This window comes from Bacteroidota bacterium (assembly GCA_019637975.1).
Lineage (GTDB): Bacteria > Bacteroidota > Ignavibacteria > UBA10030 > UBA6906 > CAADGV01.
On sequence record JAHBUR010000008.1, the window covers coordinates 1 to 14,184 of the forward strand.

Sequence of the window (14,184 nt, forward strand, 5' to 3'; positions counted from 1 at the left end):
CCTGCATGAAATCCTGATGAAATGCCCGCGTGTCGTCGTTGTGTACATACCTGAGCGCGTAGTTGAGATTGTCCACCTCATCGCTTGAAGGTGATGCGGATGTAAAGACAAGCCGCCGTTGCAATTCTCCGGCTGTGTTGTCGGCAAAGAGCAGGAAGAGAACTTTGAAATTAATCTCAACCCAATCCTTTTCATAGAACCGGAGAAGCTGCTGTTGTTCAATTGTGGTCGGGGGCTTCATCAGAAAAGTTCCATCACCCAGAAATATCGCCGCAACGACCCGTCCGTCAACGGGTTTGCACAGGAAGATGCGCCCCCGCTGAAGATGGAAATGTCCGACATCGCGACTGAAGGTGAAATCGGCGACCTCGGCACTTTGGGATTCGTCCGGTTGAAGGCCGATGAGTTGATCGTACAGCCTGTCGTACTCGGTCGGTTGGATTTGGGATGATTGAGCCGCCGATACAACATCGTTGCAGGCAAGCGACAAGAGTAGGATCAGAAGTGTGCGCAGTATTGCCATTGTGGTTCTCCCTTGAATCAGAAAGGTTGGCGGAATAAGTCAACTCACAACATCATATCCTCCGTGTTTGCATCGCAATCTCATACAACCTCATATACTTCTTCGCCGAGGCATCCCACGACAGGTCGGCGTTCATGCCGTTCATCATCATCTGGTGCCAGACCGGCTTGTTCGTCCGGTACATGGTCACTGCGCGCCAAACGGCATCGTTCAGCGCATAGCCCGCCGCGTCGTTGAAGGAAAAGCCGTTCCCTTCGTTGCTGCCGTACGATTGATACTCGTGCCAGTCGTGCACTGTGTCCGCAAGTCCGCCGGTTTTTCGGACGATGGGAATGGTGCCGTAGCGCAGACTGTACATCTGGTTCAAGCCGCACGGTTCGTAGCGCGAGGGCATCAGGAACATATCGGCGGCGGCTTCGATCAGGTGGGCAAGCTCGTTGTTGAAACCGATGTAGGTCCAGACTTTATGCGGCAATGCGTGATGGATTGCCGAGAACATGCGTTCGTACCGCTCTTCTCCTGAGCCGAGAATCACCCATTGGGCGTCAAGTTCCATCAGACTGTTGAATGTTTCGGCGATCAGATCGAAGCCTTTTTGCGCCACGAGTCGTGACACAATCCCGATAAGAGGCCGGTCGGTGTCGTACGGCATGCCGACTTTTTCGAGAAGAAATTTCTTGTTGAGATATTTCCCGCCCAGATTTTCTTTCGAATAGTGGTGGGGAAGATGCGGATCGGTTTCAGGATTCCAGACGTCCGTGTCGATGCCGTTGAGCACGCCGTGCAGATCTTCGCGACGCAGCACAAGGTAACCCTCCATTCCCGCGCCGTACTCCGGCGTGAGAATCTCGTGCGCGTAGGTGTCGCTCACTGTGCTGATGATTTCGGCGGAGAGGATTCCCCCCTTCATCATGGATACGCCGCCGAACATCTCCAGCGCGCTGAACCGGTCCGGCCGGATCTCCGCAATATCCATCACCGACTTGCCGAACAATCCCTGGTACCCGATGTTGTGAATCGAATAAAGCGTCGCCGTGCCGTCGAACATTCTATCCCAACTGTAATTGTCTTTGAGAAGCAACGGCAGCAGGCCGGTTTGCCAGTCGTTGCAGTGAATAACGTCGGGCGCCCATTGCAGTCGCTGGAGTGTTTCGATGACAGCCTTCGAGAAGAGAATGAACCTTGCATCTTCATCGAAGTCGTTCGTATAGATTCTCCCCCGATGAAAGAAATGCGGACAATCGATGAAATAGACCGGTACATCCGAGCCGGGAAGGTTCGCCCGCGATACGTGCACAGGCCAGGCAACACCCGCGACGCGTACCGGTATCTCGCCTATGGCGTACTCGTAATGCAAATCGTATTTCGTTTCGTCGATGGTGTTGTATTTCGGAAGGAATACTTTGACGTCACAGCCGAGTTTGCGCAAATACTTGGGCAGCGCGCCGGTAACGTCCGCGAGTCCGCCCGCTTTGGCAAAAGGCACACATTCGGATGCGGCGATGGCGATGTTCATGGCAACGACTGGGCAGTTGAATGATGGGTTGTTTGGGCTCAATATACTGACGGGGAGCAGAAAAGCAAACCGTCTACCGACTCAGTTCTTCTTCCACCTCCTCAACTTCGGTATATACTCGTTCGCCATCGCGCCAGCTTTCTCCGCAGGTATGTTCATCTGCTTCGTCATGTAGTCAACGGAAAGTTGCATCATCCCTTCCATCGTCAAGTCGGGCGTTGTAAACGCGCCGTTCGCGTAGCAAATGTGGCAATACTCGCGAGTCGTCGAGCCGTCGACTTCTGTTCCGAGATTTCCAAATTGTTCCGAAAGAGGCATGCCGCAACTCTGGCACCGTAGTTTATCATCCATTCCAATCTCCTTCTCTCATTAATAAGAATATTCCACAATCGGGTTCAATCTACCGGATTAGCTCTCCACTCGCAACCCGAAACAGGCCAAAATTCCTTGAAACTCACCCCTCTTTTCGTTACCATAGTAAGCCTAAAACCATCAGAAGTCCTTTCATTTTCAACTAATTACGGAGTTTCAGTGGCTATGCATTTCTTCAACAAGCTCGCACTTGTGGGCTGTGTCGTGATTGGTGCAGTTGTGCTGTTCGGATGCTCACCAAAACCGGGGGAACTTGTTGTCGCAAAAGTGGGCAACAAACCGATCTTACTCAAAGAATACGAAGAACTGTACTTGAAGAGCAGCGGCAGTGTAGATCAGGCCTCGGCGTCAACCCAGGAGGAGCGTGAGAAGTTTCTGGATTTGATGACGAAATTCAAACTGAAGCTTGCCGACGCGTATGATCAGGGGCTGGACAAGCAGCCTGAGATTCGCAGCGAAATCAACCAGTACAAGGGAAGCCTCGTCGCATCGTACCTCACTGAGAGGGAAGTCACCGCCCCGGGAATCAAAAAACTGCACGAAGCCCGGCAAACGGAAGTCCGTGCCAGCCACATCCTCCTCTCGCTCGCCCCCGGCGCAGCGCCGAGCGATTCGGAAGCGGTATTCAAGAAAGCGTACGAACTTATCGGTCTGCTGAATACCGGAGCGTCGTTCGAATCGCTTGCCGTTGCGCATTCCAACGACCCGTCGGTGCACCAGAACAAGGGCGATCTCTATTTCTTTACCGCAGGCCGGATGGTTCCCGAGTTTGAAGAAGCGGCGTTTGCACTGAAGACGGGCGAGTTGACGCAAAAGCCGGTGCGCACGCAATACGGCGTACATATCATCAAGTGCACGGGACGCCAGCCGGCGTCGGGAGAAATCAAAGCAAGCCACATTATGATCCGGTTTCACAGCCAGGAACCTTCTCCCGAAGACACGCTCGAAGCATACAAGAAGATCAGCCAGATTCGTGACAGCCTGCTTGCAAAGTTCGATTTTGCCGAACTTGCAACACGCAACTCGGAAGACCCCGGTTCCGCCCCCCGCGGCGGCGACCTCGGATGGTTCGGCCGCGCCCGATGGATCCAGCCGTTCGACGAAGAGGCATTCAAACTGAAGCCGGGCGAAATTTCGGGAATCGTCCGCACGATCTACGGATATCATCTCATTAAATCCTACGAGACACGACAGACAAAGCCGTACGCCGAGGCGAAAAAGGAACTGCAGCAAGTATATCAGCAAACGCGTTTCCAGCAGGACTACCAGAAGTTCCTGGGCAAGCTGAAGGCGGAAACACAATTCAGTATGGATGAAACCGCGCTAAACCTGTTCGTTGTGTCGTTTGATTCACTCAAGACAACACGCGACAGCGCCTGGTACAGCACGCTTGAGCCGGAATTAGGCAAGCGGCCTCTCATCCGCTTCGGCCAACGTACGGTTTCGTGCGACAGTATCGTTTCGATCATGATTCTGCGGCCCGATATGACGAGCGTGCCCCTGAATTCCCATTCGTTGCGCCAACAAGTCGAGAAGATCGCGGAACAGCTTGTGTTTCAGGTAAAGGGCGAAACCATCGAACAGACATATCCGGAGTTCGCCTCCATCATGAAAGAATACACGGACGGCATTCTGTTGTATCAGATTGAGCAGGACAGGGTTTGGGGAAAGGTTGCGGTGAACGACACGGTTCTTCAGAGTTATTTCAACGCCAACCGCGATAACTTCGTGTGGCCCGATCGCGTTGACTTCACCTCCGTCTCAACGTACAGCGACTCGCTCGCCAATCTGATTCATGAAAAGCTGAAAGCCGGAAAAACGCTCGAGCAAATATTTGCCGAAGACTCCGCACGAATGAAGATGCCGACTTCCTTCAGAGTGGCGTTTGCAAAAGGATCGGCAGCCCTTACTCCGTCTGCACTCAAGACTCTGGTTGCTGTGGCCGCCGAACTCAAGAACGACGCCGTGCTGACCCTCTCCCTTGCCGCGCAGCCGGATACATCAAAACGAAAGGCGCAGGAGGAGAGACTTGCCAATCAACGTCTCGATGCAGTCAAGAACCAATTCACGAGAAAGCTGGGCGTTGATCCGGAACGGATCCAGACCTGGGTACGGCCGTTGGCTGATCATATTACCGACCCCGCCGACAGAAACCGTGCACTGACAACAGTCAGCATCGACATCATCAACCGCCGCCCGTGGATTGTCGGTGGAATTGATCATCAGGTTCAGGCGGTACGGACGGATGAGCGGACAATGAAGGCGGATTCTCTTGCAGAAGGCGCTTACTCCGGGCCGTTCAGCTATCGCGGAAACTTCACCATCGTCCGCTTGAACAAGAAAGAACCCGCCCGGCAGAAAACGTATGAAGAGGCCGGCACGGAAGTGTCGAGTTCGTTCCAGGAATATGAATCGAAGCGTTTGGAGAAAGAATGGCTTGACGGACTTCGCAGAAAATATCCCGTTGTCGAACATAAAGAGGCATTGCAGAACGCGTTTGCCCGGGTCCAACCATAGTGTTGCCATGCTGTTGCTCGCCACTGTGTTCGTTTCCTGCTCGGAACAGCGGCCCGTTGATGAGTATGTTGCCCGCGTCGGACAGGCGACGCTGACGCAGAAGAACGTTGAGGAGAATGCCGGCGGGCAACCGGAACATCTCGTGCGGCAGTACGTCAGCAACTGGGTGATGTCGGAGATTCTCTTTCAGGAGGCGCAGCGGAGAGGGTTCGCCACATCGGAGGCGGTGATGCGGCAGGCCGGGGAGGCAAAGAGGCAGTTTGCCATTACTGCCTATCTCGAGCAGGAGGTTTACAGCGACGAACCGTCGGCAATTCGCGACAGCGATCTGCAACACGAGTTCACCTCCAACGCCGAATCGTACCGTCTGCCCAACGACGTTGTCAAGATGAGCTTTGCCGTCTTCGACGAGCGGGATGAAGCAAACGCATTCAGATCCAAAGTTCTTCGCGGCGCGCGATGGGAGGACGCAGTACAATCGGTCCGCAGCGACGAGGGGCAAAGCCGCCATCTGCTCCGTGTCGCCACCGGCGAGTACTTTACCCAGGCAGTCCTGTACCCCGAGGAACTCTGGAAGATTGCCCGTGCGTTGAGTAAAGAAGATATCTCGTACGTCGTGCGGACGAATGCGGGGTATTGCGTTGCTGTTGTCCATGATGTAAAACGGCAGGGCGAATTGCCCCAGTTTGACTATGTGAAAGAAGAAATCCGGCAGCGGCTCGCCATGAAACGGCGGAACGAGAAGTACGCAAAACTGCTGGACCAACTGCGCGCAAAGTATGAGGTCGATGTCCGGCTCGCAGCCGGCGATACAACAAGAGGAAACGTCAATGAAGAATGATGGGAAGAGGAATGTGATTATGAAAACGTGGTTGCCGGTTCTGTTTCTTGCATGCTTGGTGGCTGTTGCAGAGGCGCAGGTACTGGACCGCATCGTTGCCGTTATCGACAAGGAAATGATTCTTGAATCCGAGTTGAACGCCCAAACCCAGTTCTTCATTACCACCAACAAACTCGACCCCAATACGCCCGGATTACGTGAGCAAGTTCTCCAATCCATGATCAACGAAAAGCTGATTCTGGCCAAAGCGATTGAAGACAGCGTGACAGTCTCGGAAGACGAAGTCACACAACAACTTGACGCCATTGTGCGGCAGCGCGTACAGGCGGCGGGTTCGGAGCAACGTCTGGAAGAACTGTACGGCATGCCCATTTCCCGCATCAAGCGCGAATATCGGGATGAGATGAAAAAGAACCTCCTCTCCCAACGGTTGCAGCAGCAACGATTCGGCGGCTCGCAAATCAGCCGTCTCGAAGTGGAGGAATTCTTCCGCACGTACCAGGATAGTTTGGGGGAAGTGCCCGAGGAAGTGGAACTGGCGCATATTTTCGTGCGCCCGAAGTTCGGCGAGACGGAGAAGGCGGAATCATACGGAAAAATGAAATTGCTGCTCGACAGCATCAAGGCGGGAGTTCCGTTCGAAGATCTTGCGCGGCGGCATTCGCAGGATCCCGGTTCCGCGGCGCAGGGGGGAGAATTGGGGTTTGTCCGCCGCGGCTTGTTTGTGAAGGATTTTGAAACTGCTGTGTTTTCTCTGAAAGAGCAGGAAGTGTCGGGAATTGTCGAAACGGAATTCGGCCTCCACATCATCCAGTTGTTGGAACGGCGAGGCGACGCGGTTCATGCGCGCCACATTCTGATGCGCATCGAGCGAACCGAAGCGAGCGACGATTCGGCGAAGGCATATCTCAACGGCCTGCGCACACGGATTCTTGCCGGCGAGAGCTTTGCCGAGATCGCAAGAAAATTCTCGGAAGACAAAGAAACGGCAAGCATCGGCGGAAACCTCGGCACGTTCGAGCTTGAGCAACTCCCGAAAGAACTCTATCCCGTTGTCTCACCGTTGAAGAGCGGCGAGATCAGCGAGCCGGTACGGATTCCCGTCGGTACGCAGTACGGCTACAGCATTGTGTGGGTACGGGAACGAACCCCCGAACACAAAGCCAACCTCGATCAGGACTACAAGCGCATCGAGATTGTTGCAAGCAACTACAAGCGGCAGAAGGATTACGCCGCATGGCTCGAGTCGTTGCGCAAGAGTATTTATTGGGAGTCGCGGTTGTAAAGGACATTATCAGAAACAAGGAAGCGGGGAATACGACTTTGGCTAATATATCGCCGGTGAAGCAAGTCAATGATGTTGATGCAGCAAAACAGTTACAGCAATCCTACGACGCCCTCCGCAAAGAAATCGCCAAGGTTATCGTCGGGCAGGATAAGATTGTCGAGCAGTTGCTGATTTCCCTGCTCGCCCGCGGGCACTGCCTGCTCGTCGGCGTGCCGGGTCTTGCCAAAACGCTTCTCATCCGGACGTTGGCGCAGGTTCTCGATCTCTCGTTCAACCGCATCCAATTCACTCCCGACCTGATGCCGAGCGACATCACCGGCACGGAAATCATCGAAGAGAACACCTCAACAGGCGGCAAGACGTTCAAGTTCATCCAGGGGCCGGTGTTCGCCAACATCGTCCTCGCCGACGAAATCAACCGCACGCCTCCGAAAACACAGGCGGCGTTGCTCGAAGCGATGCAGGAACACCGCGTAACGGCGGCGGGCAAAACCTACACGCTGCAGGAGCCGTTCTTCGTTCTCGCAACACAAAACCCCATCGAACAGGAAGGAACATATCCCCTCCCCGAAGCGCAACTCGACCGGTTCATGTTCAATCTGTGGCTCGATTATCCGTCGCAGAACGAGGAAGTACAGATCGTGAAAACCACCACCAGCCAGGCAACGGCAACATTGAACCACGTGTTGTCGGGAGCCGAAATTTCCGCGTATCAAGATTTGGTGAGAAGAGTGCCGGTTGCGGACAACGTGATCGAATTTGCCGTGCGGCTTGCAACGCGAACACGCCCGAAAACAGATGACGCGCCGAAGTTTATCAAGGATTGGCTCAGTTGGGGCGCGGGGCCGAGGGCGTCGCAATACATGATCCTCGGAGCAAAAACACGCGCCATTATTGCGGGCAAACACACACCGGATATCGACGACGTGCGGGCGATGGCGGCGCCGGTGCTGCGTCATCGCATTGTCCCGAACTTCAACGCGGAAGCCGACGGCGTCTCGACCATTGATATCGTCGAACGGCTCGTCAACGAAACACCTTAATCAACGATTACCGGTTACGGATTACAGACGTTTCCGTAATCCAGAATCAGTAATCCGACATCATGCCCGATATCAGCCTCAGTTTCACATCTTCAGCGTTCATCGTTCTTCTCCTCGTTCTCATTGCGGTCGCGATATCCATTCTGTTCTACCGCCGGACAGTTCCGCCGGTGCCTCCTGCAAAACGCTATCTGCTCATCGCCCTTCGGGCCGCCGCCCTTTCGTTGTTGCTGATTTTCCTGTTCGAGCCGCTGCTTCGTCTTATCACCACATCCACCCAAAAGCCGGTTCTTGCTGTTCTTGTTGATAACAGCAAGAGCATGACGATCAACGACAACGCCGGGGACAGGCTGGCGCAAGCGCGTAGCATCCTCTCGAACAACGCACTCCGTGAGGCAAGTGGAAAGGGTGAGGTACGCTACTACGCCTTCGGGACTCGTACGAAGCAGAATGAGGAGACGGACTCACTCCGGTTTGATGACGACGCAACGGATATGATTGCCGCGTTGAGAATGGTTGCGGAGGAGAAGGAACGGCTTAACATCGGCGCGGTGGTGATGCTGACAGACGGCAGCTACAATCTCGGCCAGAATCCCGTGTACGAAGCGGAACACCTCGGCATTCCGCTCTTTACAATCGGTGTTGGCGATTCAACTGAACAGAAGGATGTTCTCATCACAAAAATCGTTACGAACGATCTCGTGTACAACGAAACCGAAGTGCCGGTTGACGTGACGATCAAGAGTTCCGGGTATGCGAACGAGAAGGTGGAAGTGATTCTCTCCGACGGGACACGGGAGTTGGGCAGAACGCAGGTTGTTCTGCAGGAGGGAACGCGGGAATACAGCGTCCGTCTCACCTACACGCCGGAAGGTGAAGGTGTGAAGAGATATACAGTCCGCATTTCTCAACTTCCGGGTGAACTGACAACGGCAAACAACCAGCGGACATTTCTTGCGCGCATACTCAAAAGCAAGTTGCGCGTTCTTTTGCTTGCCGGTACGCCCTCCCCGGATCTTTCCATCGTCAAACAGACGCTGAGCGAGGATAGGAACATTGATGTTCTCTCCCTCACCCACAAATCTCCTTCAGTATTCTACGAGCGCCCGCTGACATCGCAACTGCTCGACTCATCAGATTGCATTGTGCTGATAGGATTTCCGATTGCCGGCGTCGCAGACGCAACAATGGAAATGACCAGGGCGTCCATCGAAAGGAAGGCAACGCCCTTGTTCTTCATCAACGGCAGGTCTGTTGACAGCCGGAAGCTTGCGCCGCTCAGTCCGTTGTTGCCGTTTTCAGACGCCAACCCCGTGCAGAATGAACAACTCGTCTTCATTGAACCTGCAGCAGCGCAACGAAACCACCCGATCCTCGCCACGAATACGGAGGAAGGAATAGCGAGCTGGAGCCGTTTACCTCCCATCTACAGATTGCAGACAGCTTACAGAATAAAATCGGAGGCGACAGTTCTTGCAACCGTCAAGATCAATAACATTGTACTGAACGAGCCGCTTATCGCAATCCGCAGCGTGAACCGGCAGAAGTCGATGGCAATACTCGGCTACGGCATCTGGCGCTGGCGGTTGATGGCACAGGGAAATCCGCAGACGGAAAAACTCTTCGCCACATTCCTCTCCAACAGCATCCGCTGGCTCAGCACACGTGACGACAGTCGTCCGGTGAAGGTCACTCCGTTGAAGCCTGAATTCTCCCAGGGCGAGCCGGTGGAGTTTGTCGGACAAGTGTATGACGCGAGCGCCAATCCGGTGGAGAATGCGCAAGTGAAGGTCGCGGCGGAACACGAAGGCAAGCAGTTCGAGACCACCCTTCGCCCCATCGGCAATGGAAGATATGAAGGGACTCTCGAAGGACTCGACAAGGGCGACTACACATTCAAGTCCGTTGCAACAATTGACGGACAGGCATTAGGCGAAGATCGGGGAAGATTCACGGTCGGCGAACTTGACTTGGAGTTTCAGGATACACGCATGAATGTGCAGTTGTTGCGCCAGCTTGCAGCCCGAACAAACGGCGAATTCCTTCTTCCCTCGCAAATATCCGGACTTCCCTCCCGCATCAACTCGCTTGCATCATTTGCTCCGCGGGAAGTGCATGATGCGCGTGAGTTCGAATTGTGGAATTGGAAGTACATGCTCGCGCTTGTTGTTCTTCTGTTTGCCGTTGAGTGGTTTGTGAGAAAACGAAGCGGCATGCTGTAGTTGATACTGCGCGGAAGTTTTCCTACTTTCTTCCTGAGGTCACTGTATGAGAAATTTCGGACGGCTTGTTCGAGCATGGCTCAGCGGCAGGTACAGGGTGTTTCCCTGGCGAAGCCTGTTTGTATTCATCCTCGTCGCCCTCTACGCCGTCAATCCGTTTGACATCATTCCTGATTTCATTCCCTTCGTTGGCGTAATCGACGATGCAGCCATGCTGGCCTTTCTCATCCGTTCATTGATGAAGGATGTGGAGAAGTTCCTGGACTGGGAGAATGCAACGCGATCCGGCAAGGATGTGGTTGACGCGGAATTCGAAGTAGTCAGTGAAGATGGTGGAACAGTCAAAGGAAAGCTGAAATCATAGCTTCTGAGTATTATGCTGGAGGCAGAAAAAGCCCGCTCCATTTCTGAAGCGGGCTTTTTATTGTCGATCAGCATTTTTACGGCTTGGTATGAAAGACAAGATGAAAGTCCTGTTCAAGGGTGTCTCCGTCATAGTCGTGCATGCTGCGAAAGAGAGTAAGAGTGTACGTTCTGTACGGCTCAAGATTGTACACAAGGAGGCACATTCCCTTTTTCATGGGCGGGCGGCAGTTGATGAAATAGCAGCCATCCGAGACTTGTGCCGGTGAACTGACACTGAAGTACAGTTCTTGGAGAACGGGAATGTAATCGTTCAATGAGAAGTTGCAGAAGATGTGGCTTTCGCCCCGAAGGCTGACCGTATCACTATGCTGAATGCTTGTCCAGAGTACGCGCAGCGGGGCGGGATTCGGCTCAACAGTAAAGCGAAGTACAACCGAATCTTTCAGCATCCTCCCGGATGTATCCAGAAGACCCCGGGGAATCACGACCTCTACTGTTCTCTCCGCCTTCCAGAGCAGGGCTTGATACTTTGCAATACTCAGATTCCGGCAAACAAGATCTATGCAAGCCCCCGTTGCCACCGTGTCATCGACATATCGGGAGCTGATCTTGTCAAGTTCCTCACTGGAGACTCCGTAGTTGAACTGCACGAGGACGGGCGTCCCTCGCTCAACCCACACGCTCCCGTTAGCCGGCTGGATGGATACAATCTCCAGGAACTTTGATTCTTCCTGAATCGGAGGCCGGACATTCTCTTCCTTGCAAGCGGTGATGCAGAGCGCAAGGAGAAACGCTGGAAGCAAACTGTATGATCTCATCTCAAAGTTCTCCACGAAGTATACAGAGCACAAGGAACTCGAAATCAGACGAAAAGCCCGCTCCATTTCTGAAGCGGGCTTTTTATTTCACAGCGTGTTACTCGTACACCGTCTCGAGTCGGGGCGATACCTTTCCCAACCGTTCGGTACCTTCTCCGCCGGGCTCCTGCGCATCGCGCACGGCCATTGCGGCCACGTTCACAATATCCGCAACTTCATTGCCGGGAATGAGCAGATAGACGGGCTTCCGCATACCAATCAGCATGGGGCCGTAGAGTTCAGCTCCGCCTAACTTCGCCAGCAGCTTGTAGGCAATGTTCGCCGATTCGAGGTTCGGCATCACAAGCAGGTTAGCGCCGCCCTTCAATGTGCTGAACGGATACAGCGATTCGATGATCTCGGGAGACACAGCGGTATCCGCCATCATCTCACCATCAACCATCAATTCCGGCGCACGCTTCTTCACGAGCTCTGCCGCCTTCGCCATTTTCATAGCCGAAGGATGCTGTGTACTGCCGAAGTTGCTGAACGAAAGCATCGCAATCCGCGGCACGATGTCAAAACTGCGGACTTTGTCCGCTGCGAGAATGGCAATCTCGGCAAGCTGTTCGGCCGTCGGATCGAAATTCACCGTTGCGTCGGCGATGAACCGGACGTCGTTCTTGAAGATGAGCATGTACATGCCGGCAATAGTACTGATACCGGGCTTTGGCTTGATAATCTGGAGTGCGGGACGGATCGTCTCGGGATAGTGTTGCGTCAATCCGGCCACAAGTCCATCGGCGTCGCCGGTGTTCACCATCATCATGCCGTAGTCAATGGGGCGCTGGAGATGGTTGCGAGCGTCCTTCAGCGTCATGCCTTTGCGTTTGCGCATGTCGTAGAACTTGCTCACGTACTCGTCGAATTTTTGTGCATGCAGCGGATCGACAACTTCCACGCCTTCCAGATCGAGATCGAGCATTTTGATTTTCTCAGCGATCGTCTCTTTGTTTCCGAGCAGAATCGGCTTTGCGATTTCCTCGTCGAGAATAATCTGGCTTGCGCGCAATACCTTCTCTTCCATTCCTTCCGGAAATACGATCCGTTTCGGCGCTTTTTGTGCCTTATGAATTGTGGCGCGCATGATTTCCTTGCCGCGTCCGAACCGGCTTTCGAGCGAGTCGCGATATGCGTCGAGGTTCTCGATCGGTTTGCGGGCAACGCCGGTTTCCATTGCCGCCTTCGCAACAGCCGGGGCTTCCCACAACAGAACACGCGGATCGAGCGGCTTGGGAATAATATATTCGCGCCCGAACTTGATCGGCTTGCCGCCGTATGCTTTGATGACGGAATCGGGAACATCTTCTTTGGCGAGGGACGCCAGCGCATGTGCCGCCGCAAGTTTCATTTCGTCGTTGATGGCACTTGCCATGCAATCGAGGGCGCCGCGGAAAATGAACGGGAATCCGAGAACGTTATTCACCTGGTTCGGATAGTCGGAGCGGCCTGTTGCCATGAGAACGTCGCTGCGTGCTGCAAGCGCATCTTCGGGCGTAATTTCGGGATCCGGATTTGCCATCGCGAAGATGATGGGATTATCCGCCATGCTCTTGACCATTTCCTTCGTGACAACGCCCTTCACGGAAACGCCCGCAAACACGTCGGCACCTTTCATTGCGTCTTCAAGCGTCCGTGCGTCGGTTTCAATGGCGAAGAATTCTTTGTAGGGATTCATTCCGTCTTTGCGTCCCTTGTACACAACGCCCTTCGTATCGACGAGAATCAGATTCTCCCGCTTCACACCCAACGTTACATAGAACTTTGCGCAGGCTATTCCTGCCGCGCCCGCGCCGCTGAATACCACCTTCACGTCTTCGAGCTTTTTGCCGACAAGTTCCAACGCGTTCAGCAATCCGGCTCCGGAGATGATCGCCGTTCCGTGCTGATCATCGTGGAACACCGGGATGTTCATTTGCTTCTTCAACTCTTCTTCAATACGGAAACATTCCGGCGCCTTGATGTCTTCCAGATTGATACCGCCGAATGTCGGTTCCAGCGCTTTCACGATCTTGATGATCTCCTCGGGATCGTGTGTGTCAAGCTCGATGTCGAACACATCGATATCGGCAAATCTCTTGAACAGAACTCCCTTTCCTTCCATCACCGGTTTGCCTGCTGCGGCTCCGATATCGCCGAGACCCAACACGGCGGTGCCATTGGAAATAACGGCGACGAGATTTCCTTTCGCCGTATACTTGTAGACATCCGCCGGATTCGCCGCAATTTCGCGGCACGGCTCGGCAACGCCGGGTGTATAAGCAAGCGAAAGATCACGCTGCGTCGCGCACGACTTCGTGATCGTAACCTCGATCTTGCCTTTTCGCCCCTGGCTGTGGTAGTCAAGCGCGTCTTGTTTTCGTATCATTGCCATGATGTAGCCTCCTTGTGAAAGTTCCTCAAAGCCAATCCGGCAATCTCAGCGGGGTACCGGAGATGCGGGGCTGGGTATTGGCTCGTGATGATTTGTTGAATGAGAGATAGACATGCTAATTCGTCTATATTTGGGTCAAAGCCTGTGCCACCAAGAAACAAGGAATGGAATTGAATTTCAACCTGTTGGCTGGCCCCATTTCCCACTTTTGACAATCAAAAATGCGGTTTTCCTACAATTGATTTTCCTGCGTGATTTGCGTAGA

General features: G+C 53.8%; 11 protein-coding genes. 6 read left to right on the top strand and 5 right to left on the bottom strand.

Annotated features, from left to right (window positions below; all coding sequences use genetic code 11):
• The 3 genes from KF749_05685 to KF749_05695 form a co-directional block, all read right to left on the bottom strand.
• Positions 1-523, bottom strand: a 523-nt coding sequence (locus KF749_05685) for a hypothetical protein (protein ID MBX2990643.1), incomplete at its 3' end; no start/stop codon positions are given.
• Positions 524-575: 52 nt separating this feature from the next.
• Positions 576-2,039: a glycogen synthase GlgA gene (gene glgA, locus KF749_05690; GenBank protein ID MBX2990644.1), complete on the bottom strand. Its 1,464-nt coding sequence runs from the start codon at positions 2,037-2,039 to the stop codon at positions 576-578.
• 81 nt (positions 2,040-2,120) lie between these two features.
• Positions 2,121-2,390 carry a zinc ribbon domain-containing protein gene (locus KF749_05695; GenBank protein MBX2990645.1) on the bottom strand — a complete coding sequence of 90 codons (270 nt, stop codon included), beginning with the start codon at positions 2,388-2,390 and terminating at the stop codon, positions 2,121-2,123.
• A gap of 180 nt (positions 2,391-2,570) precedes the next feature.
• Between KF749_05695 and KF749_05700 the strand changes: the two genes are divergently transcribed.
• From KF749_05700 to KF749_05725, 6 genes are all read left to right on the top strand, one after another.
• Positions 2,571-4,928: a peptidylprolyl isomerase gene (locus tag KF749_05700; protein MBX2990646.1), complete on the top strand. Its 2,358-nt coding sequence runs from the start codon at positions 2,571-2,573 to the stop codon at positions 4,926-4,928.
• Positions 4,909-5,769: a peptidyl-prolyl cis-trans isomerase gene (locus KF749_05705; protein MBX2990647.1), complete on the top strand. Its 861-nt coding sequence runs from the start codon at positions 4,909-4,911 to the stop codon at positions 5,767-5,769. The genes KF749_05700 and KF749_05705 overlap by 20 nt, the downstream gene beginning before the upstream one ends.
• Positions 5,759-7,054, top strand: coding sequence for a peptidylprolyl isomerase (locus tag KF749_05710; protein MBX2990648.1), 1,296 nt, complete (start codon positions 5,759-5,761; stop codon positions 7,052-7,054). Before KF749_05705 ends, KF749_05710 begins: the two co-directional genes overlap by 11 nt.
• The gene (locus KF749_05715; protein MBX2990649.1) at positions 7,006-8,100 is read left to right on the top strand and encodes a MoxR family ATPase; all 1,095 of its coding nucleotides are present in this window, start codon (positions 7,006-7,008) and stop codon (positions 8,098-8,100) included. The genes KF749_05710 and KF749_05715 overlap by 49 nt, the downstream gene beginning before the upstream one ends.
• Positions 8,101-8,162: 62 nt before the next feature.
• Positions 8,163-10,322, top strand: coding sequence for a hypothetical protein (locus KF749_05720; GenBank protein ID MBX2990650.1), 2,160 nt, complete (start codon positions 8,163-8,165; stop codon positions 10,320-10,322).
• Between the two features lie 46 nt (positions 10,323-10,368).
• Positions 10,369-10,686 (top strand): DUF1232 domain-containing protein, encoded by a 318-nt coding sequence (locus KF749_05725; protein ID MBX2990651.1) that lies wholly within the window; start codon positions 10,369-10,371, stop codon positions 10,684-10,686.
• A 76-nt stretch (positions 10,687-10,762) separates the two neighbouring features.
• On the opposite strand, the gene KF749_05730 is transcribed toward KF749_05725, so the two are convergent.
• Together KF749_05730 and KF749_05735 are read right to left on the bottom strand one after the other, a co-directional pair.
• Positions 10,763-11,506, bottom strand: coding sequence for a hypothetical protein (locus KF749_05730; protein ID MBX2990652.1), 744 nt, complete (start codon positions 11,504-11,506; stop codon positions 10,763-10,765).
• A 97-nt stretch (positions 11,507-11,603) separates the two neighbouring features.
• Positions 11,604-13,913, bottom strand: a complete 2,310-nt coding sequence (locus KF749_05735) for an NADP-dependent malic enzyme (protein MBX2990653.1) — start codon at positions 13,911-13,913, stop codon at positions 11,604-11,606.
• Positions 13,914-14,184 lie beyond the last annotated feature (271 nt).

What these genes read in the sequence shown, in the direction of transcription:
- glgA (MBX2990644.1), bottom strand. Translation starts at nt 2,039, where the DNA reads ATGAACATCGCCATCGCCGCATCCGAATGTGTGCCTTTTGCCAAAGCG.
- KF749_05710 (MBX2990648.1), top strand. Translation starts at nt 5,759, where the DNA reads ATGAAGAATGATGGGAAGAGGAATGTGATTATGAAAACGTGGTTGCCG.
- KF749_05730 (MBX2990652.1), bottom strand. Translation starts at nt 11,506, where the DNA reads ATGAGATCATACAGTTTGCTTCCAGCGTTTCTCCTTGCGCTCTGCATC.
- KF749_05715 (MBX2990649.1), top strand. Translation starts at nt 7,006, where the DNA reads ATGGCTCGAGTCGTTGCGCAAGAGTATTTATTGGGAGTCGCGGTTGTA.
- KF749_05720 (MBX2990650.1), top strand. Translation starts at nt 8,163, where the DNA reads ATGCCCGATATCAGCCTCAGTTTCACATCTTCAGCGTTCATCGTTCTT.
- KF749_05735 (MBX2990653.1), bottom strand. Translation starts at nt 13,913, where the DNA reads ATGATACGAAAACAAGACGCGCTTGACTACCACAGCCAGGGGCGAAAA.
- KF749_05725 (MBX2990651.1), top strand. Translation starts at nt 10,369, where the DNA reads ATGAGAAATTTCGGACGGCTTGTTCGAGCATGGCTCAGCGGCAGGTAC.
- KF749_05695 (MBX2990645.1), bottom strand. Translation starts at nt 2,390, where the DNA reads ATGGATGATAAACTACGGTGCCAGAGTTGCGGCATGCCTCTTTCGGAA.